This is a genomic window from Neisseria mucosa (assembly GCA_003028315.1).
GTDB classification, from domain to species: domain Bacteria; phylum Pseudomonadota; class Gammaproteobacteria; order Burkholderiales; family Neisseriaceae; genus Neisseria; species Neisseria mucosa.
The window spans coordinates 1,318,954-1,339,438 of sequence record CP028150.1; the positions used below are offsets into that span (position 1 = coordinate 1,318,954).

At 53.5% G+C, this 20,485-nt stretch carries 13 protein-coding genes, 2 tRNA genes, 1 other RNA gene and 1 pseudogene; 10 read left to right on the top strand and 7 right to left on the bottom strand.

The genetic code is table 11. The annotated features are described in order from the left end of the window. Positions 1 to 20: 20 nt before the first annotated feature. Complete coding sequence (locus tag NM96_06545; protein ID AVR79034.1) at positions 21 to 212, bottom strand: hypothetical protein; 192 nt, start codon at positions 210 to 212, stop codon at positions 21 to 23. Between the two features lie 12 nt (positions 213 to 224). Here NM96_06545 and tkt point away from each other — a divergent pair, with 12 nt between their 5' ends. The 8 genes and pseudogenes from tkt (at position 225) to NM96_06585 (ending at position 7,995) form a co-directional block, all read left to right on the top strand. Beyond that, on the top strand, positions 225 to 2,204 hold the full coding sequence (gene tkt / locus NM96_06550) for a transketolase (GenBank protein AVR79035.1): 1,980 nt from the start codon (positions 225 to 227) through the stop codon (positions 2,202 to 2,204). A gap of 293 nt (positions 2,205 to 2,497) precedes the next feature. Continuing rightward, positions 2,498 to 4,510, top strand: coding sequence for a phosphoglycerol transferase (locus NM96_06555; protein ID AVR79036.1), 2,013 nt, complete (start codon positions 2,498 to 2,500; stop codon positions 4,508 to 4,510). Positions 4,511 to 4,541: 31 nt separating this feature from the next. Then, positions 4,542 to 4,884, top strand: a pseudogene (locus NM96_06560) (helix-turn-helix domain-containing protein). Continuing rightward, a complete protein-coding gene (locus NM96_06565; protein ID AVR79037.1) occupies positions 4,853 to 5,749 on the top strand; it encodes an IS3 family transposase in 897 nt (298 codons plus the stop codon). The pseudogene NM96_06560 and the gene NM96_06565 overlap by 32 nt, the downstream one beginning before the upstream one ends. A 171-nt stretch (positions 5,750 to 5,920) precedes the next feature. Continuing rightward, entirely contained in the window at positions 5,921 to 6,700 is a 780-nt protein-coding gene (locus NM96_06570) for a peroxide stress protein YaaA (protein ID AVR79038.1), read from the top strand. Positions 6,701 to 6,780: 80 nt separating this feature from the next. After that, positions 6,781 to 6,871: transfer RNA gene (locus tag NM96_06575), tRNA-Ser, on the top strand. An 81-nt stretch (positions 6,872 to 6,952) separates the two neighbouring features. Further along, positions 6,953 to 7,042: transfer RNA gene (locus tag NM96_06580), tRNA-Ser, on the top strand. A gap of 160 nt (positions 7,043 to 7,202) precedes the next feature. Further along, a protein-coding gene (locus tag NM96_06585; GenBank protein AVR79039.1) for an IS5/IS1182 family transposase occupies positions 7,203 to 7,995 on the top strand; the annotation gives its coding sequence in 2 pieces (ribosomal slippage) (positions 7,203 to 7,468 and positions 7,467 to 7,995; 795 coding nt in all). Positions 7,996 to 8,115: 120 nt separating this feature from the next. Here NM96_06585 and NM96_06590 read toward each other — a convergent pair. From NM96_06590 to NM96_06605, 4 genes are all read right to left on the bottom strand, one after another. Continuing rightward, positions 8,116 to 8,286, bottom strand: coding sequence for a rubredoxin (locus tag NM96_06590; GenBank protein ID AVR79040.1), 171 nt, complete (start codon positions 8,284 to 8,286; stop codon positions 8,116 to 8,118). A gap of 85 nt (positions 8,287 to 8,371) precedes the next feature. After that, a complete protein-coding gene (locus tag NM96_06595) occupies positions 8,372 to 9,460 on the bottom strand; it encodes an acyl-CoA dehydrogenase (protein AVR79041.1) in 1,089 nt (362 codons plus the stop codon). A gap of 154 nt (positions 9,461 to 9,614) precedes the next feature. Then, positions 9,615 to 10,163, bottom strand: a complete 549-nt coding sequence (locus tag NM96_06600; protein ID AVR79042.1) for a carboxymuconolactone decarboxylase family protein — start codon at positions 10,161 to 10,163, stop codon at positions 9,615 to 9,617. Between the two features lie 265 nt (positions 10,164 to 10,428). After that, positions 10,429 to 12,120, bottom strand: coding sequence for a D-lactate dehydrogenase (locus tag NM96_06605; protein AVR79043.1), 1,692 nt, complete (start codon positions 12,118 to 12,120; stop codon positions 10,429 to 10,431). 545 nt (positions 12,121 to 12,665) lie between these two features. Here NM96_06605 and NM96_06610 point away from each other — a divergent pair. Further along, positions 12,666 to 13,991: an MFS transporter gene (locus tag NM96_06610; protein AVR79044.1), complete on the top strand. Its 1,326-nt coding sequence runs from the start codon at positions 12,666 to 12,668 to the stop codon at positions 13,989 to 13,991. Positions 13,992 to 14,104: 113 nt separating this feature from the next. Here NM96_06610 and ffs read toward each other — a convergent pair. After that, an RNA gene (gene ffs / locus NM96_06615) (signal recognition particle sRNA small type) lies at positions 14,105 to 14,201 on the bottom strand. A 333-nt stretch (positions 14,202 to 14,534) separates the two neighbouring features. On the opposite strand from ffs, the gene NM96_06620 reads away from it, so the two are divergent. Continuing rightward, positions 14,535 to 18,368: an FAD-linked oxidase gene (locus NM96_06620; GenBank protein ID AVR79045.1), complete on the top strand. Its 3,834-nt coding sequence runs from the start codon at positions 14,535 to 14,537 to the stop codon at positions 18,366 to 18,368. A gap of 379 nt (positions 18,369 to 18,747) precedes the next feature. Here NM96_06620 and NM96_06625 read toward each other — a convergent pair whose 3' ends face one another. Then, complete coding sequence (locus tag NM96_06625; protein AVR79046.1) at positions 18,748 to 20,409, bottom strand: electron transfer flavoprotein-ubiquinone oxidoreductase; 1,662 nt, start codon at positions 20,407 to 20,409, stop codon at positions 18,748 to 18,750. Between the last annotated feature and the right edge of the window lie 76 nt (positions 20,410 to 20,485).

The window sequence follows — 20,485 nt, forward strand, 5'->3', positions numbered from 1 at the left end:
ATCTCATCTGCTTTGCCTGTTTAAGACGACCCCTTATGCGGACAATTTTTAAAACAGGACAACGCGAAACCGATGCCGTACCGGTTTGAAGTTGTCCTTCTGATAGACGGAAAGGTCGTCTGAAAGCCGCCCATATCCTTGAAAGCCTGCCCGAATCGGGCGATAATCAACGGAATTTTCTTTACCGTTACCGTTTCAAACCAATACAGCAAGGAAGGTACAAAATGTCTCAACTGGCAAACGCAATCCGTTTCCTCTCGGCCGATGCCGTTCAAAAAGCAAATTCCGGCCACCCCGGCGCGCCCATGGGTATGGCGGAAATGGCGGAAGTATTGTGGACGAAATTCCTGCGTCACAACCCTGCCAACCCCAAATTCTACAACCGCGACCGCTTCGTCCTCTCCAACGGCCACGCGTCCATGCTGTTGTACAGCCTGCTGCACCTGACCGGCTACAACCTGAGCATTGAAGACTTGAAAAATTTCCGCCAGCTGCACAGTAAAACCCCCGGCCACCCCGAATACGGCTACACCGACGGCGTGGAAACTACGACCGGCCCGTTGGGACAAGGCATTGCCAACGCGGTGGGTATGGCATTGGCGGAAAAAATCCTTGCCGCCGAATTTAATAAAGACGGTTTGAACATCGTCGATCACTACACCTATGTCTTTATGGGCGACGGCTGCCTGATGGAAGGCGTATCGCACGAAGCCTGTTCGCTCGCCGGCACCTTGGGCTTGGGCAAACTGATTGTTTTATATGATGACAACAATATTTCCATCGACGGCAAAGTGGACGGCTGGTTTACCGAAAACATCCCGCAACGCTTTGAAAGCTACGGCTGGCACGTCGTTCCCAATGTAAACGGCCACGACACCGCCGCCATTCAAGCCGCCATCGAAGCTGCCCGCGCCGAAACCGGCAAACCGTCCCTCATCTGCTGCAAAACCTTAATCGGCAAAGGCAGCGCCAACAAAGAAGGTAGCCACAAAACCCACGGCGCACCTTTGGGCGCGGACGAAATCGAAGCCACGCGTAAACATCTGGGCTGGGCTTACCCCGCCTTTGAAATTCCGCAAGAAATTTACGACGCATGGAGTGCGAAAGAACAAGGCGCGAAACTGGAAGCGGAATGGAACGATCTGTTTGCGCAATACCAAGCCAAATATCCCGCCGAGGCCGCAGAATTCGTGCGCCGCATGGATAAAAAACTGCCGGACAATTTCGATGCATACGTTCAAGCAGCATTGAAAGAAGTGTGTGCCAAAGCCGAAACCATCGCCACCCGCAAAGCCAGCCAAAACAGCATCGAAATCCTCGCTAAAGAGCTGCCCGAACTGGTGGGCGGTTCAGCCGACCTGACTCCGTCCAACCTGACCGACTGGTCGGGCAGTGTCTCCGTTACCCGCGACAAAGGCGGCAACTACATCCACTACGGCGTGCGCGAGTTCGGCATGGGTGCCATCATGAACGGCCTTGCCCTGCATGGCGGCGTAAAACCCTTCGGCGCAACTTTCCTGATGTTCAGCGAATACGAACGCAACGCCCTGCGCATGGCGGCGCTGATGAAAATCAACCCCGTCTTCGTCTTCACCCACGATTCCATCGGCCTCGGCGAAGACGGCCCGACCCACCAACCCATCGAGCAAACCGCCACCCTGCGCCTGATTCCGAACATGGACGTATGGCGTCCGTGCGACACCGCCGAATCGCTGGTGGCATGGGCGGAAGCGGTAAAAGCCGAAGACCATCCGTCCTGCCTGATTTTCAGCCGTCAAAACCTGAAATTCCAAGCGCGCAACGAACAACAACTGAACGACATCAAACGCGGCGGCTACGTCATCAGCGAAGCCCAAGGCAACGCCCAAGCCGTCATCATTGCCACCGGTTCCGAAGTCGAGCTGGCTCTGGAAGCGCAAAAAGCCCTCGCCGCGCAAAACATCGCCGTACGCGTTGTTTCCATGCCGTCCACCAACGTCTTCGACCGCCAAGACGCCGCCTATCAAGCCACCGTCCTGCCCGAAGGCCTGCCGCGCATCGCCGTAGAAGCCGGACACGCCGACGGCTGGTACAAATACGTTGGATTGAACGGCGCAGTCGTCGGCATCAACCGCTTCGGCGAATCCGCCCCTGCCGAACTGCTGTTCAAAGAATTCGGCTTTACTGTGGAAAATGTGGTGGATACTGTGAAATCAGTGCTGTAAGCGGCAGCTATCGCATCAAAGGTCGTCTGAAAACAGAAGATGAAGGTTTTCAGACGACCTTTTTCCTTTAAAGCCGCCCAAACCGGTTTAACGAAAATCCAAATATCCATACAGCGACGCAACCCTTCCTACGCCAACGAAGTTGCATAGAAACGCCGGATAAAGCGTCGTCTGAACCCCTCCTATTCCCGATAATCTTTTGCCATATCTTGAAAGCCGCACCGTTAAACCGTAAAATTACACCTTACTAAATTTGATATAAATTTACATCCAACCCATCTTCCCCGCCAATTATGATGACCCGCCTTACCGCCTATCGGAAAACCCTCCTCATCTGCCTGATTTTATGGGCATCCATCGTCGCCGTTTTCTCCGCCGAACGTTTCTTCATGCTGCATCATTTCGTTTCAGACGACATCCGCAGCCGTTACGCGGGCGATTTGGCGGCTTTGTTTGTCAAAGGGCTGCTGTTCGACATCAAAATCGCCTCCGTTGCCGCCGCCTTCCCCTTCCTGATCGGGCTGTTCGGACTGGCTACGCAGAAAACCACCGCCTTTACCCTACGCCTCCTGCCTACCGTCGCAACCGTCCTTTTCCTGACCGCCTTTGCCGCCGCGCTGGGCAACTGGTTCTATTACAGCGTTTACGACCGTCAATTTGACGTCTTCGTCTTCGGACTGGCAGACGAAGACACCCGCGCTGTCCTGAAAACCGTCTGGTCGGACTATCCCGTCATCCCCTGTCTTGCCGCCTTGATTGCCGCAGCTTTCGTTTTCGGCAAAATCTTCAGCCTCATCCGCCGCCGCACCCGCTTTCAGACGACCTCATGGGGGAAAACCGCTTGGATTGCCGCCGCCCTCTTACCCGTCCTCGCGCTTGCCGCAGGCATACGCGGCTCGTTCGGCAAATTCCCCCTGCGTCAGACCGCCATGCAGATTTCCGCCGCACCGCAAATCAACAAACTCGTCCCCAACGCCCTGACCTCCCTAAGCTGGGCAGTCAACGAATACCGCAACAGCAACGACTTCCATCCCGTCTCCGACGAAGACGGCAGCCGGCTCATCAGCACCCTGCTCGATAAAAAAACCGACGCCGACTTGACGCAGCTCTTTGCCCAAACCGCCGCAAACGCCGCCGCCGAAAAACACCGTCCCAACGTCGTTCTCACTGTCATGGAAAGCATGAGTGCGCATCTCTTGAACATGGACAACCCCGAACGGGACCTCTTGGGCGAACTGGGCAAACACTGGCAGCAAGACTGGGTGTACCGCAAATTCGTTTCCGAGGGAGACGGCACCAGCGACACCCTGCACCGCTTCTTCGTCCGCAGCCCGCGCCTCAACCTCAGCCAATCCCTCGCCAAAAACAAAACCTTCCCCGGCAATATGTTCAAACCCTATCTCGATGCCGGCTACCGCGTCGTCTATATTACGGCGGGCAACGGCGGCTGGCGCGATTTCGACACCTTCCTGCGGCACTTGGGCGTCAACGAAATCATCGATGAAAACACCCTCAAAACCCACTATCCCGAAGCAAAATCCGACACATGGGGCGTGCCCGACGAATTCATGTTCCGCTATGCCGAAGAAGAACTCGCGCGCGCCGAAAAAAGCGGCACGCCCGTATTCATCATGATGATGTCCGTGACCAACCATCCGCCCTACCGCCTGCCCGCGCCGCATCAGGCGAAAAACTTCCGTTTGGACGAACAAGAGCAAAAACGCCTTGCCAACCTCGCCTCAGGCAAAGAGCTGAATGAAATTTTCAACACCTTCCGATACAGCAACGACCAACTCGGCCGCTTTATCGGCAAAGTGAAAACCATCGCGCCCGACACCATTATCGCCGCCACCGGCGACCACAATATGCGCGCCATCGGCTATCCCGAATCCGCCGATGCCGCACTCGGCCACAGCGTCCCCTTCTACCTTTACGTCCCGCAAGCCTACCGCGGCAGCGCCGAATACCATCCCGAACGCGCAGGTTCGCACAAAGACATCCTGCCGACCCTCTACAACTTAAGCCTGTCCAAATCGCGCTACTACCAAACCGGCTGCAACCTCACCGCCCCGCAACCCGATTCCGCATGGTGCGGCTACGGCTACAACCCCGAAGTCATCATCACTGAACGCGGTTTCTATCATCAACACAGCAAAGCATTCCACAAATGGGACAACAAAAACATCCAAACCGCCGAAAGCCGCCCAAGCACGCCGGATAACGAAGACCAAGCCATTATCCGCCGCGTCTCGGCATATACGCCGTTTCTTGAATGGCAGATCAACCGGATTATCAGCACCCAATAAATCCGTTTATCGCCAAAGGTCGTCTGAAAAGTTGAACTGCACCCCAAAAGTTGGACATCCCCTCCAACTCACAAGGTGCAGTTTTTTTATGAGCAAATATACATTACACTTCAAATACCAAGCCGTACTCCACTATCTGCATATACGCAGCCAACAGCGTACCGCAGACCACTACGGCATTTCCAGAACCCACCTGCGGCGATGGATACGCGCCTATCAAGAAGGCGGCATCGGCGCACTCGAACATCCCCAATCCAAAACCATGCCCCAACACCGCAAAAACCCCTTCATCGCAGATAAACCCGACCAAGAAAAAACACAGGCGGAGCTTATTGAAGAGTTGTGCTATATGCGCGCAGAGGTCGCCTACCTAAAGGAGTTAAAAGCCCTCAGCCAAAAGCAGACCGCAAAGGACAAAGCCAAACCGTCCAAACACTGAGGGCGCAACACCCGCTCAAATACCTGCTGCACATCGCAAACCTGCCCAAAAGCAGCTTTTACTACCATCACCAAGACCGACCCGACCCCGACGCAGCCGACAAAGCCCTCCTTGTCGAAACCTACCGGCGGCATAAAGGACGCTACGGACAAAGGCGCATTGCCGCAGCATTGGGTTGGAACCGCAAAAAAGCGGCGCGGTTGATGAAGCAGTTGGAACTGAAAGCCCTCATACGGGCGAAAAAAGCCTACCGCCATCCCGCTATGGGCGAAATATCGGAAAACCTCCTCAAACGCCGGTTCAAAGCCCGAAAGCCCAACGAAAAATGGCTGACCGACGTTACCGAACTCAAAGGAAAAGACGGCAAATTGTACCTCTCGCCAATCTTGGACTTGTTCAACCGCGAGATCGTCGCCTACGCCATGAGCCGCAGAGCCGACAGCGAAATGGTGAAGGAAATGCTCGAAAAAGCCGCACCCCGTCTGACTGATAAGGGAACAATGCTGCATTCCGACCAAGGTGTGCTGTACCGTACGGCGGAATATAGGAAATTGATTGCAAAACATTCCATGGTTCAAAGCATGTCGCGTAAGGCGAACTGCTGGGACAATGCGCCGATGGAAAGCTTCTTTGCGGTGTTGAAGACGGAGTGTTTCTATAACGCAGGAGAATTGACGGTGGATGAATTGATGAAACAGATAGATGACTATATGGATTACTACAACCGGGAGCGTTGCAGTTTAAAATTGAAAAAGCTGAGTCCTGTCGCATACAGAACCCAGCTTGCACAGAGCGCCTGAATAGGCTTTTATGAGTGTCCAAGATTTGGGGGCCAGTTCAAAGTTTCAGACGACCTTTTTATATCCATATAAACCGCCTTTGCTATAACGGCATTTACTTCACTTATCAAACTTGCCCACAAAACATTTTAAACCTACAATGCCGCTGTTTATCACATCTCCGAGTCCATTATGTTTTTCGTCCTTTCCCCCGCTAAAAACCTCAATGAAAAAGCCCCTGCGCCCGTCAAAGAATTCACCCAACCCGACCTCTTGGCGGAAGCCGAAATCCTGATGCGCCAACTGCGTGAACTTGCCCCGCAGCAAATCGCCGAGCTAATGCATGTTTCCGATAAAATCGCCCTCTTAAACGCTGAGCGCAACGCCGAATGGCATACACCGTTTACCCCCGACAACGCCAAACAGGCAGTCTTTATGTTCAACGGCGACGTTTACGAAGGCATCGCCGCCGACATCCTCAAACCCGAACAAATCCAATATCTGCAACAACATGTCCGCCTGCTTTCCGGCCTCTACGGCATCCTGCGCCCGCTGGATTTGATGCAGCCCTACCGCTTGGAAATGGGAACGGCGTTTGCCAACACACGCGGTAAGAACTTGTATGAATTTTGGGGCGACATCATCACTGACCTGCTGAATGACACCCTTGCCCAAGCAGGCAGCGACATATTAATCAACCTCGCTTCGCAAGAATATTTCAAATCCGTCAACACTAAAAAACTCAAAGCCCGCCTGATTACCCCCGTTTTCAAGGATGAAAAAAACGGCAAATACAAAATCATCAGCTTCTACGCCAAACACGCGCGCGGACTGATGGTGCGCTATGCGGCGGAACACAATATCGCCGACCCGGAAATGCTGAAAAACTTCGATTACGAAGGTTACGCATTTAACGCAGCAGCGTCCAATGAATCCGAATGGGTGTTCATGCGTAAAGAACAAACCAAGTAAAAACAAAAAACTAAATATTCACCTTAAAATTTCGCTTGGCAAATCCGACAAATTTTATTATTATTTCCGCTTCAAGAAACGGAAGCGTGGCAGAGCGGTTTAATGCAACGGTCTTGAAAACCGTCGAGGGTTGATAGCCCTCCGTGAGTTCGAATCTCACCGCTTCCGCCATTTCTTGAAAATAGAAAAACCAAATAAAAATGAAGTGAAGCCCAGCCAACAGCATTTTTATTTGGTTTTACTTTATTCTACGGAAACGTGGCAGAGAGGCTGAATGCAGCGGACTCGAAATCCGCTGAGGGTGCAAATCCTCCGTGGGTTCGAATCCCACCGTTTCCGCCAAACCGGACAAGAAGCCGCTGCAAAAACAGCGGCTTTTTGTTTTTCTCCTGAAGTCTCCCTCAATAAAACCCCTCCTCGGATTGTTAAAACAAACTCAAACAAGAAGTAGCCAAGCCTTAGAACGTGTTCATTGTCTCAGCCTCTGCTGTAAACTATCGGCATGAACAGAAAAACCTACCCAAGCGATATCAGTCGCGAGCAATTTGCGCCTCTCCTTCCCCTGCTGGAAAGTGCCCGTAAACGCACAGCGCCACGCCAGGTGGACTTGTACGATGTCTTTTGTGCCATTCTCTACCTGCAACGCACTGGCTGCTCCTGGCGCGCTTTGCCGGGCGACTTCCCCAAATGGCGCACCGTGCATTCCTACTTCCAGAGATGGACCGAACCACGCGAGAGTGGCATCAGCATCCTTGAGGAAGCATTAAAAAAATCAGGTAGTTGCGGAGCGCCGCAAGCAGGGGCGCCATGAAGCAACTACTTTCCTGATTATTGATGCGCAGAGTGTGAAGAACACGGATACCGCCATGGAAAAAGGCTACGATGCGGGCAAGAAGGTTAGCGGTATCAAGCGACATATAGCGGTTGACACGCAAGGTTTGCCGCATGCCCTTGCGGTAACGACGGCGGATGTTACGGATAGAAAAGGCTGCCTGGTGGCATTGGAACGTGGGCGGGATAATCTTGGTGCGATACAAAAAATCCTTGCTGACGGTGGTTACACGGGTAAGGCATTTGCTTCGTCGGTACAGGAGTTGATTGGTGCGCAGGTAGAGATTGCCAAACGAAACGAATTGCACCGTTTTGCAGTATTGCCGAAGCGATGGGTAGTAGAGCGCAGCTTTTCCTGGTTGGAAAAGAACAGGCGGCTTTGGAAAAACTGCGAGCGTAAGTTGAGTACCAGTCTGCAAATGGTAGCTTTGGCTTTCTTGGGAGTCCTGCTACGAAGACTATGAACACGCTCTTATCGTTTACTTCTGTTTATCCATCCGAAAAATGAAAAAGCTTCATTGAAAAAGGTCGTCTGAAACCGTTTGACCCAACGTTTTCAGACGACCTTTTCAGTTTGTCCAAAGCTATATCACGAAGTCCAGCAGATAAAAGTCTTCTTTGCTCACGCCGCATTCGGGGCATTTCCAATCGTCGGGGATGTCATCGAATTTGGTGCCGGGGGCGATGCCGTGTTCGGGGTCGCCGAGGTCTTCGTCGTAAATCCAGCCGCAGGGGCCGCACATGTATTGTGCCATGGTGTGTTCCTTCTAATGGTTGAGGTCGTCTGAAAACGGTCGGCAAAAGGTTTTCAGACGACCCCTTGTTGGTCTGTTTCAGCCCTTATGCCGCTTCCAGCGCCGCGATTTCTTTGCGCAAGTGTTTCAACGCGGGGGTAACGATGGCGACAAACATGGCTTCGCGGACGCGGCGTTGGGCGGGGCTGCGCATGAGGTAGCCTTTGGCGCCGGCGTGTAAGGCGGCGGATTGGGCGGCGGCAAGCGTCAGCTCGGCGGCGGCGGCGCGCAGTTTCAGCGTGGCGAGGTTGTCGGGCGTGTTGTTCCAAGCCAAGTCTGCCAGCCGTTCGGTGGTTTGCCATGCTTCGTCCAAGGCGGCTTTGAGGCTGTCGTAGCTGTCGTCGAGATAGCTGTTGACATCGGCGTTGACGACGTTGGCGATGCGGATGATGCCGAGGCTGCCGTCGATTACGCCTGCGCCGATGCCGATTTGCAGCAAGATAAAGCCGGACTTGATGGAGGCGATGTAGTCGGAGAACTGTTCGGGCGCGGCAATCACGTCTTCGTCAGGGATGAATACGTCTTTGAAGTTCAGGCTGAACGTGCGCGTGCCTTCGAGGGCGCAAAATTCGGGGCAGGCTTGCAGGGTTACGCCTTCCCATTGTCCGCCGGTGATGAACATGACGTAGCCGTCGCCGATTTGGGCGGTATTCGCCCAGATGTGATCTTCGCCGATGTTGGATACCCACGGCAGCGCGCCGTTAACTTTGTAGCCGCCGTCCACGCGCTCGGCTTGAAGGTTGTGTTTTTCAATGCCGGCGAGGTGTTTGACGGTATTGGACATGCCCGTACCCGCCAATACTTTGCCTTGCAGGATGTCGGCGAGGTATTTGTCTTTGACGGCTTGGTTGGGCGTCTGGTGCAGATACCAAGCGCAAGCCGCCTGACACCATGCGCTGAATGAGGTCGCGCCGCATTCTTTGCCGACTTCGCGCAAGACGGCGGTTTGCGTCGCCAAACCCAAGCCGTTGCCGCCTTCCGCTTCCGTACCGACTGCGCCGAATCCGCCGATGGCGCCGAGTTCGCACATAAAATCTTCAGGATACAAGCCATTGCGGTCGATTTCGTCCACTAAGGGTTTGAGTTTGGTTTTGACGAGTTCGGCAACTTGAGACAATAAGGTTTCACGGTTCATGGTCTTATCCTTGAAAATGTGTGCGGACGGCGCGGGGAGGGCGTTCCGTTGGAAAGGGGAGGCAGTCCGTTACAGGGACGGCATTTTTGAAAAAGGTCGTCTGAAAACGGGCAAATAGTTTTGCCGCCGCTTTTCAGACGACCTTGGGTCAGAATCAGGCGAACGCCTGCAATTCAGGGTTGATTTCTGTTTGCGCGACGTTGTTGACGTAGTTGCACAAAGTCGCCAAGGCAACGCCCATTACGACTTCGACAGCCTGCTGCTGGTTGTAGCCTGCGTCGAAGAAGGCTTTGAGTTCGGCATCGGATACCGCGCCTTTTTTCGCCATCACGGCTTGGGTGAACGCAGCGAGCGCGCCCAGTTTGGCATCGTCAAACTCGCCTGCCGCCAATGCGCGCGCGGCTTTGATGGATTGCTCGGACAGGAGTTTTTTCAGGGTTGCCAGCTTGGTGTGGCCTGCCACGCAGAAACCGCACTCATTGGTACGGGCGGCGATGATTTGGATGACTTCGACTTCACCGGGAGTCAGGCTGTTGGCGGCGTTCAGTTTGCCGACTTCTTGATAGAACGCCAACGCTTCGGGCGCGTTGGCCAGCACGCCGATGAGATTGGGGATGAAGCCGTTGTTTTTCAGCGCGGCTTCGACGCGGGGTTTTGCTGCTTCGGGAGCGGTTTCGACGGTGTGTACGGTTAAGCGTGCCATATTGGTTTCCTTTTTATTTGCGATTTGTCAAAAGATGGAGGGCATAGTAGGGAAACAAATCCCAAAGTTGAAAGACCTGATAATTATTTTGATAAAACCAATAGTTATAAACAGCCAAGAAATTGATTAGATTTATATAATTATTTAATTACATCGATAGTTTTAAAAAATAGGTATAAATGGAAAAAAAAATCAAAAAAGGTCGTCTGAAAACCGAATACAGTTTTCAGACGACCTTTCATTCACTTATCCAATCCTAACCTTATCATTCAGCCCAGTTTTTCTTCTTACTGGTCTTACCTATGCCCGGATTGAAACTGTTGGTCGGGTCGAGTTTGCGGTAGAACTGCTTGAGCGCGGGTTTCGCTTCGTATAAATGACCGACGTTGTGTTCGGCGGGATATTGTGCGCCGCGTTGGTCTAAGAGATGAAGCATTTCATGCTCCAATGCCATGCAGTCGTTGCCTTTTTTGATGATGTAATCCTGATGGAAAACGTGGCACATAAAATGTCCGTAGTAGAGCTTGTGGATGATTTTATTGTCGATTTCCGACGGTAGTTTTTCAAACCAGTCGCGGTCGTCGCGGCGCAGGGCGATGTCCAGCGCGACCAAGTCTTCCACTTCGTCGTCATGCACGGCGCGGTAGCGGATGGCGGCGGAAGCGACGGCAAAGCGGTGCAGCATGGCGGCTTGGGTTTCTTCGGCGTTGCATTCGAAAAACGCGCCGCCGTGGTGTGCAAAATACTCTTTCAAAAACGCGCGCGCTTCATCGACGCCTTTTCCGCCCATTTTCAGAATCAGATGGTGTTCGTATTTGTCGCGGTAATCGCGCATGGATTTGGGCAGGTGGTCAGGCAAGTATTTGCTGACGAACTGCATGACCTTGTCGGAAAAATGTTTGGGCAGAAAGCTGACTTTTTTGCTGAAGCGGTCAACTTTGGCTTTAAAATCAAATAATTTCGGCAGTTGGTGTGTACCGAATTTTTTGATGACGTAGAACGTGTCTTTGCCGTACACATCGGCAATATCGAAAGCGTCGCGATGAATGTATTCGCCCGAAACGGGCAGGCTTTCAAATTCGCCCAAGGCGGCGCGGCGGATGTCGGTCAGTTCATTGATGTCGTTGGTGCCGATGTAGAACACGGCAGTTTGCTTCTCTTGCGGGAAGGTGTCCAAACGGACGGCAAAAACCATCAGTTTGCCCGCGCAACCGGACGCTTCGTAATGGCGCGCGGGGTCGGCATTGAAACGCGCGGCGGTGGGCTCGTCCACTTGGCGCACATGGTCGCAATAGGCGTGGTCGTGTCCTTTGCCCGCGTCTTGCATGATGTCTTTTCTTTGATAATGATGGCCTTGAAGATTGGTCAGGATTTCTTCGGGCGTGTCGCCCAAATCTATGCCCAAATGGTTGACCAGCTCCAATTTGCCCTCTTCGTTGATTTGGGCGAACAGCGCCATTTCCGTGTAGGCCGGGCCGCGCTGCACCAATGCGCCGCCGGAGTTGTTGCACACGCCGCCCAAGACGGACGCGCCGATGCAGGATGAACCGATGACCGAATGCGGTTCGCGCCCCAAAGGTTTCAGCAGCAATTCGAGCTGGTTCAGGGTTGAACCGGGCAGGCAGACGACTTGTTCGTTGTTGTTGATGGTTTGGATGATGTTCATCCGCATGGTGTTCACAATCACGATGTCGCGGTCGTAATCGTTGCCGTCGGGGGTCGAGCCGCCTGTCAAACCGGTATTTGCCGCCTGCGTAATCACAATCACGTCCGCTTCGACGCAGGCCTGCAAAATTTTCCACATTTCCAGAATGGTTCCGGGGCGCACCACTGCCAACGCCCTACCCTCGCCGAAACGGTAGCCTTGGCGGTATTGTTCGGTTTTCGCGGGGTCGGTGATGATGTATTTTTCGCCGACGGTTTGAGTCAGGCTGCTGATTAATTGCGAGGCGTTCATGATGCGCTCCTGATGGGTTTGTTTATGGTTCTCCCGGGGAGATATATATCTGCGGGAAACGCAGGCAATCGACCCGATATATCGAAATGAAAATATTGTAGTAACGCAACAAAGTAAAGTAAAGGTCGTCTGAAGGCAAATTTTTCGAATCGCCCCGATATTTTGACCGAATGCTGTACCATCATCTGAAACACCCCTCAACAAAAAACCTTATTCAATCCAAGCTTTGGTTTTCAGACGATCCTATCCCTTTCCGGTGCAAACTTTGTGAATAATCAATTTTGACACTGATAGCGTCTTGCCAGCCTATGAGTTTTAAAACATAATGACCCGGCCTTTTATCAATAAAAAATGCTTCTCAACAATAACACCATTCTTCAGAAAGCCGCGCCTTTCTATTCTTCCAACTAAAATCTCCCGCACGTCTTGCCTGATGGCACGTTACTAAAACCGGCTGAAAACAGAAGTTTTACCGCTCCGCTTTCCGTTTGTACGGAGCGCGGCGGGTAGGGTTTTCTTAACTGTCAATCAAGTGAGGACGCTTCATGAATCAGTCAAAACTTCTCAGATGGTCCATTACGGTCGCGCTGGCGGGTTTCCTGTTCGGCTTCGATACCGTCGTGATTTCCGGTGCCGATCAGGCATTGCAGGAATTGTGGAAAAGCCCGGATTGGTTTCACGGCTTGGTCGTTATGTCATCCGCGCTTTGGGGTACGGTTATCGGTGCGCTCTTTGGTAGCATACCGACCGATAAATTCGGGCGTAAAAAAACGCTGGTTGTCATCGGCGCGTTGTATGTGGTCGGTGCGCTCGGTTCTGCCTTGGTCAACGACCCTTATTCCTTCGCCTTCTTCCGCTTCATCGGCGGCTTGGGCATCGGCGCATCGACCATTGCCGCGCCTGCCTACGTTACCGAAATCGCGCCTGCCGAAAAACGCGGACGCTTGGTGGCGATGTATCAATTCAACATCGTCTTCGGTATCCTGATTGCCTATCTTTCCAACTATATTTTCTCCGGTCTGAATTTGGGCGAGAACACTTGGCGTTGGATGCTGGGAGTACAAGTCGTCCCTGCCTTGATTTATACGGTCATGGTGTTGAGCATTCCGCTTTCGCCGCGCTGGTTGGTGATAAAAGGGCGTATCGACGAAGCGCGCAAAGTGCTTGCCTTGGTCAATCCTGATGCGGACATTGAAGAATTGGTCGCCTCCACCCGCGAAGACAGCGGTAAAAAAGAAAGCCTGTGGCTGAAAAAATACCGCCTGCCTGTTTTACTGGCATTCCTGATTGCGTTTTTCAACCAAATGTCGGGCATCAACGCCTTCCTCTACTACGCACCGCGTATTTTTGAAATCGCCGGTTTGGAAAAAAGCGCGGCATTGGGCGGCAGCGTGGGCGTGGGTTTGGTCAACCTGATTTTCACTTTCGTCGGCTTGGCATTAATCGATAAATTCGGCCGCCGCCAACTGATGTATATCGGCTCGTTCGGCTACATCATTTCGCTCGGTTTGGTGTCGCTTGCCTTCTTCCTCGGCTGGAAGGGCATGGCGGTTCCGCTCTTTTTCTTCCTCTTTATCGCCGCACACGCCATCGGTCAGGGTACGGTGATTTGGGTGTTCATCTCTGAAATTTTCCCCAGCCACCTTCGTGCGCAAGGTCAGGCGTTGGGCAGCTCAACCCACTGGGTGCTTGCCGCCGCCATTCCCGCCGCCATTCCGTTCCTGTTCGGCAGCATCGGGGCGGGCTGGGTATTCGTCTGCTTCACGGCGATGATGGTGTTGCAACTTTTCTTCGTGATGACGATGATGCCGGAAACCAAAGGCGTGCCGTTGGAGGAATTGTCCAAATCGCTGATTAAAGAAGATATTTAAATCGATATGAACGAAAAGGTCGTCTGAAAATTTTCAGACGACCTTTTTCCAATCCCGGATTCTGCAAAAGCAAAAACACCGAAGACCAATCCATCTTCGGTGTTTTCTAATAGGGTGGCGAGCCAGACCCCCGGCACTGACGCATCGGAGTGGGCTGCTGGCTTCCGCCCCTGACCCGGTGTTCCGAATTACCATGCGGGGAGACCCGCCGTAAGAGAGTGTCATTATAACTGTTTTACAGGAAAACTCAAGCGCGGCGGCGGCGAAGGTCGTCTGAAAAGTCTTTTTACCTTTAAATTGTCAACAATATCTGCCTTTTTGAAAATTATTCCTATTGAAACATTTTTCGCCTTTTCCGTTGAAAAACATCGGAATTTAAACTACATTATCGCTTTTCCAACGAGTTGTCTGATTGTTTTAAAAATCATTTTAATTTCGTTGAAGCTGCGCTTTCAGACGACCTTTTCATAAAAATACGGCGAAATCATGCCGCAGCTTTGCGCATTTTCGCCGTACCAATAATTATACGGACACACCGCCACCATGACCACGACTACCGCCCCGCAGCGTATTCGGGAAATTCCCTACAACTATACTTCCTACACCGACCGCGAAATCGTCATCCGCCTGTTGGGCGATGAGGCGTGGCAGATTCTGCAGGACTTGCGCGGACAGCGCAGGACGGGGCGTTCGGCGCGGATGTTGTTTGAAGTGTTGGGCGATATTTGGGTGGTCGTGCGCAATCCGTATCTGGTCGATGATTTGCTAGAGCACCCGAAACGCCGTGCCGCGCTGGTGCGGGAAATGCGCCACCGGTTGAACGAAATCCGCAAACGCCGCGACGACAATCCGCAAGTCGATGTATTGGTGGCGGCGGCGGAAAAGGCGGTCGAGCGTTTTGACGGCAGCTTTGACGAAACGCGCCAAAAGCGGCGGCAGATTTTGGAGCGTTTGAGCAAAATCACCAAGCCGCACAATATTATGTTTGACGGGCTGGCGCGGGTAACGCATGTTACCGATGCGACCGACTGGCGCGTCGAATATCCGTTTGTCGTCGTCAATCCCGACACGGAAGCGGAAGTCGCGCCTTTGGTGCGCGCCTTAATCGAGCTGGATTTGGTCATTATCCCGCGCGGCGGCGGCACGGGTTATACCGGTGGCGCCGTGCCTTTGGATGCGATGAGCGCAGTCATCAATACGGAAAAGCTCGACAAGCATCGCGGCGTCGAATTTGTAGAACTGGCGGGCTTGGACGGCAAACATCCGATTATCCATTGCGGCGCGGGTGTGGTAACGCGGCGGGTAGAAGAAACCGCGCATCAAGCGGGTTTGGTGTTCGCCGTCGATCCGACTTCCGCCGACGCGTCCTGCGTGGGCGGCAATGTGGCGATGAACGCAGGCGGTAAAAAAGCCGTGCTGTGGGGGACGGCGTTGGACAACCTCGCCTACTGGCAGATGGTCAACCCGCAGGGCGAATGGCTGCGCATCGAGCGCGTGCGCCACAATTTCGGCAAAATCCACGACGAAGAAACCGCTGTCTTTGACGTTCACACGCTGGATTCAGACGGCCTCAATGTCGTTAAAACCGAACGCTTGGAAATTCCCGGCCACAAATTCCGCAAAGTCGGTTTGGGCAAAGACGTTACCGACAAATTCTTGAGCGGCCTGCCCGGCGTGCAGAAAGAAGGTACGGACGGCATCATCACCAGCGTCGCCTTCGTGTTGCACAAAATGCCGAAATACACGCGCACCGTGTGTATGGAGTTTTTCGGCACGGTCGCCACCGCCACGCCTTCTATCGTCGAAATCCGCGATTTCCTGCTCGCCCACGACAGCGTGCGGCTGGCGGGTTTGGAACATTTGGACTGGCGTTATGTCCGCGCCGTCGGCTACGCCACCAAAGCGGCAGGCAAGGGGCGGCCGAAAATGGTCTTGCTGGCGGACGTGGTTTCAGACGACGAAGCCGCCGTAGAGGCCGCCGCCGAACACATCTGCGAACTCGCCCGCGCCCGTGACGGCGAAGGCTTTATCGCCGTATCGCCCGAAGCGCGCAAAACCTTCTGGCTAGACCGCAGCCGCACCGCCGCCATTGCCAAACACACCAACGCCTTTAAAATCAACGAAGACGTGGTGATTCCGCTGGAACGGCTGGGCGAGTATTCGGACGGTATCGAGCGCATCAACATCGAGCTTTCCATCCAAAACAAACTCACCTTGTGCGCCGCGTTGGAGCAATATCTTTCGGGCAAACTCCCCATCGACAAAATGGGCACGGACCTGCCGACTGCCGAACTTTTAGGCGAACGCGGCAAACACGCCCTTGCTCACGTTTCCGCCGTTAAAGAGCGTTGGGACTGGTTGCTCGCCCATCTGGACACGCCGCTTGCCGACTACAAAGCCCGCTACGGCGCAGCCGTCCACGCCGCGCCCGAGGCCAAAGACGACGAAAGCTGTTTCACCGCATTCCGCGATTTCCGCCTGCGCGTGTCCGTCAAAGAAGACGTAATGAAACCGCTCGCCGAAATCTTCAGCGGCAAAACCGACACCAAAATCATCGAAGGCTTGGGCAAAATCCACGCCAAAACCGTGCGCGGCAGAGTCTTCGTCGCCCTGCATATGCACGCCGGCGACGGCAACGTCCACACCAACATCCCCGTCAATTCAGACGACGCCCAAATGCTTCAGACCGCCTACCGTTCGGTCGAGCGCATTATGAAGCTCGCCCGCTCGCTCGGCGGCGTGATTTCCGGCGAACACGGCATCGGCATCACCAAGCTCGAATTTCTGACCGATGAAGATTTGCAGCCGTTTTGGGACTACAAAAACCAAGTCGATCCCAAACACACCTTCAACCGTCACAAACTGATGAAAGGTTCGGACTTACGCAACGCCTACACGCCGTCTTTCGAGCTGTTGGGCGCGGAATCGCTGATTATGGAGAAATCAGACCTCGGCACCATCGCCGATTCCGTCAAAGACTGCCTGCGTTGCGGCAAATGCAAACCTGTCTGCTCCACCCACGTTCCGCGCGCCAACCTGCTGTACAGCCCGCGCAACAAAATCCTCGGCGTGGGGCTCTTGACCGAAGCCTTCTTATACGAAGAGCAAACCCGCCGCGGCGTTTCCATCAAACACTTTGAAGAACTCATGGACATCGGCGACCACTGCACCGTGTGCCACCGCTGCGTCAAACCCTGCCCCGTCAACATCGACTTCGGCGACGTTACCGTAGCCATCCGCAACTACCTTGCCGATTCCGGCCACAAACGCTTCGCGCCCGCCGCATCGATGGGCATGGCATTTTTGAACGCCACCGGCCCTAAAACCATCAAAGCCCTGCGCGCCGCCATGATACAGACCGGCTTCCCCGCGCAGAACTTTGCCTACAAAATCGGCAAACTCCTGCCCGTCGGCACCAAAAAACAAAAAGCCGAACCCAAAGCCACCGTCGGCACCGCACCGGTCAAAGAACAAATCATCCACTTCATCAACCGTCCTTTGCCCAAAAGCGTGCCCGCTAAAACACCGCGTTCCATGCTCGGCATCGAAGACGACAAAAGTATCCCCATCATCCGCAACCCTGCCGCGCCCGAAGATGCAGAAGCCGTGTTCTACTTCCCCGGCTGCGGTTCCGAGCGTTTGTTCAGCCAAATCGGACTCGCCGTCCAAGCCATGCTCTGGCACGTCGGCGTACAAACCGTCTTGCCGCCCGGCTATATGTGTTGCGGCTATCCGCAAGACGCGGGCGGAAACAAGGCAAAAGCCGAACAAATGAGCACCAACAACCGCGTCGCCTTCCACCGCATGGCGAACACCCTCAACTACCTCGACATCAAAACCGTCGTCGTCAGTTGCGGCACCTGCTACGACCAGCTCGAAAAATACCGCTTCGAAGAAATCTTCCCCGGCTGCCGCATCATCGACATCCACGAATACCTGCTCGAAAAAGGCGTGAAACTGAACGGCGTAAAAGGTCAGCAATACCTCTACCACGACCCCTGCCACACGCCCATCAAAACCATGAACGCTACCCAAATGGCAAGCAGCCTCATGGGGCAGAAAGTCGTCTTAAGCGACCGCTGCTGCGGCGAATCCGGCATGTTCGCCGTCAAACGCCCCGACATCGCCACCCAAGTCAAATTCCGCAAACAGGAAGAAATCGAGAAAAACCTCAAAGAGCTGCCGCAGGGCGAACCCGTCAAAATGCTCACCACCTGCCCCGCCTGCCTGCAAGGACTGAGCCGCTACGCCGACGATAACGATATGCCCGCCGACTATATCGTCATCGAAATGGCGAAACACATCCTCGGCGAAAACTGGCTGGACGAGTTTGTAAAAAAAGCCAACAACGGCGGCGTGGAGAAAGTGTTGCTGTAAGGCTTGTACGGTTTTCAGACGACCCCGGAGGTCGTCTGAAAACCGTCATTCATTAAATCGGTGGAGAGACTTTGGAAGGTTGGAGTAAAGACTGTTTTGATGAACCAAGTCGCCGAAAGCAGTTTGACAAATTTCCTTTATCTTCCAAAGTTGAAAAGGGGACGGTTCAGGATTTGGGTTTTACCTGTGAATTCTGTATTCCCATCTCCTTTCTTTCAGACGACCTTTACGTTTTAAGCAGATAAAATCCTATCCCTTCTTTAACATTTTCAAACTATAAAAAAGGTCGTCTGAAAACCTTAAACCAAGATTTTCAGACGACCTTTCTTTATCCGGCGCGGCAAATGTTTACTGACCTAGCTCAAGTTACCGCCGAAACCTACATCCCGCCGTAATTCGGTCCGCTTGCACCTTCGGGACAAATCCAAGTGATGTTTTGCGTCGGGTCTTTGATGTCACACGTTTTGCAGTGCACGCAGTTGGCGGCATTGATTTGCAGGCGCGGGCTGCCGTTTTCTTCAACAATTTCATAGACACCGGCCGGACAATAGCGCGTTTCGGGTGAGGCGTATTCTTTGTAGTTCACGTCTATCATCGTTTGCGGATTTTTCAGCACCAGATGGTCGGGCTGGTTTTCTTCGTGCGCGAGATTGGCGAGGAAGACGCTGCTCAAGCGGTCAAAAGTCAACACGCCGTCAGGTTTCGGATAATCAATCGGCTTGCACGCGGCGGCTTTTTTGAGCTGCTCGTTGTCTTTGCCGTGATGTTTCAAGGTCCACGGGGCCTTGCCTCTGAAAATCATCTGGTCGATGCCGGTATAAAGCGAGCCGAGGTAAACGCCCCATTTGAATGACGGACGGACATTACGCGCGGCGTAAAGCTCTTGATACAGCCAGCTTTGTTCGAAACGTTGCTGATAATCCGCCGCCTCTTTGCCGCTGTCGAAACCCTCCACTTCTTCAAGGTTTTCCAACAAGGGGAACACAGCTTCTGCGGCAAGCATGGCGGATTTCATCGCGGTATGAATACCTTTGATGCGCGGCATATTGAGGAAACCCGCCGCATCGCCGATTAAAACGCCGCCCTTGAACGAGAGCTTCGGCAGGCTTTGCAGACCGCCTTCAATCAGAGAACGCGCGCCGTAAGCAATGCGGCGGCCGCCTTCGAAGGTTTTGCGGATTTCGGGATGAGTTTTGAAACGTTGGAACTCTTCAAACGGCGACAGATAAGGGTTTTGATAGTCCAAACCGACTACAAAACCGACGGCGACTTTGTTGTCGTCGAAATGGTAAACAAACGCGCCGCCGTAGGTTTGACTGTCCAGCGGCCAGCCCGCGCTGTGTATCACCAAACCGGGCTGATGTTTTTCAGACGACACTTCCCAAACTTCCTTGATACCCAAGCCGTAAGTTTGCGGCTGGCTGTTTTGGTCGAGTTTGAAGCGTTCGATAACTTGTTTGGAAAGCGAACCGCGGCAACCTTCGGCAAACAAAGTTTGCTGCGCCCAAAGCTCCATGCCTGGCTGGAAACTGTCGGTCGGCTCGCCGTCTTTGCCTACGCCCATATTACCGGTCGCAATGCCTTTGACCGAACCGTCTTCGTGATACAGCACTTCGGCGGCGGCAAAGCCCGGATAGATTTCCACGCCCATATTTTCCGCCTGCTCCGCCAACCAGCGCACGACTTCGCCCAAGCTGACGATGTAGTTGCCGTGATTGTCGAAATTAGGAGTAACCGGCAGATTGAACGCCTTTTTCTCAGTCAGGAACAACACTTTGTCCTGCGTTACCGCACGCGTCAGCGGTGCGCCTTTTTCTTTCCAGTCGGGAATCAGCTCATTCAGCGCAATCGGATCGATGACCGCACCCGCCAGCGAATGCGCGCCCGCCTCAGACCCCTTCTCCACCACGCAAACGCTGATTTCGCTCCCGTTTTTTTCGGCAAGCTGCTTGAGTTTGATGGCGGCGGACAAACCCGACGGGCCTGCGCCGACAATCACGACATCGTACTGCATACTGTCGCGGGTGATGGATTCTGTCATGGCGGTTCCTGTATGTTTATTATTGAATTGAAAACCCGCGATTATACAACGGGAACATATAGTTACCAAATACAAC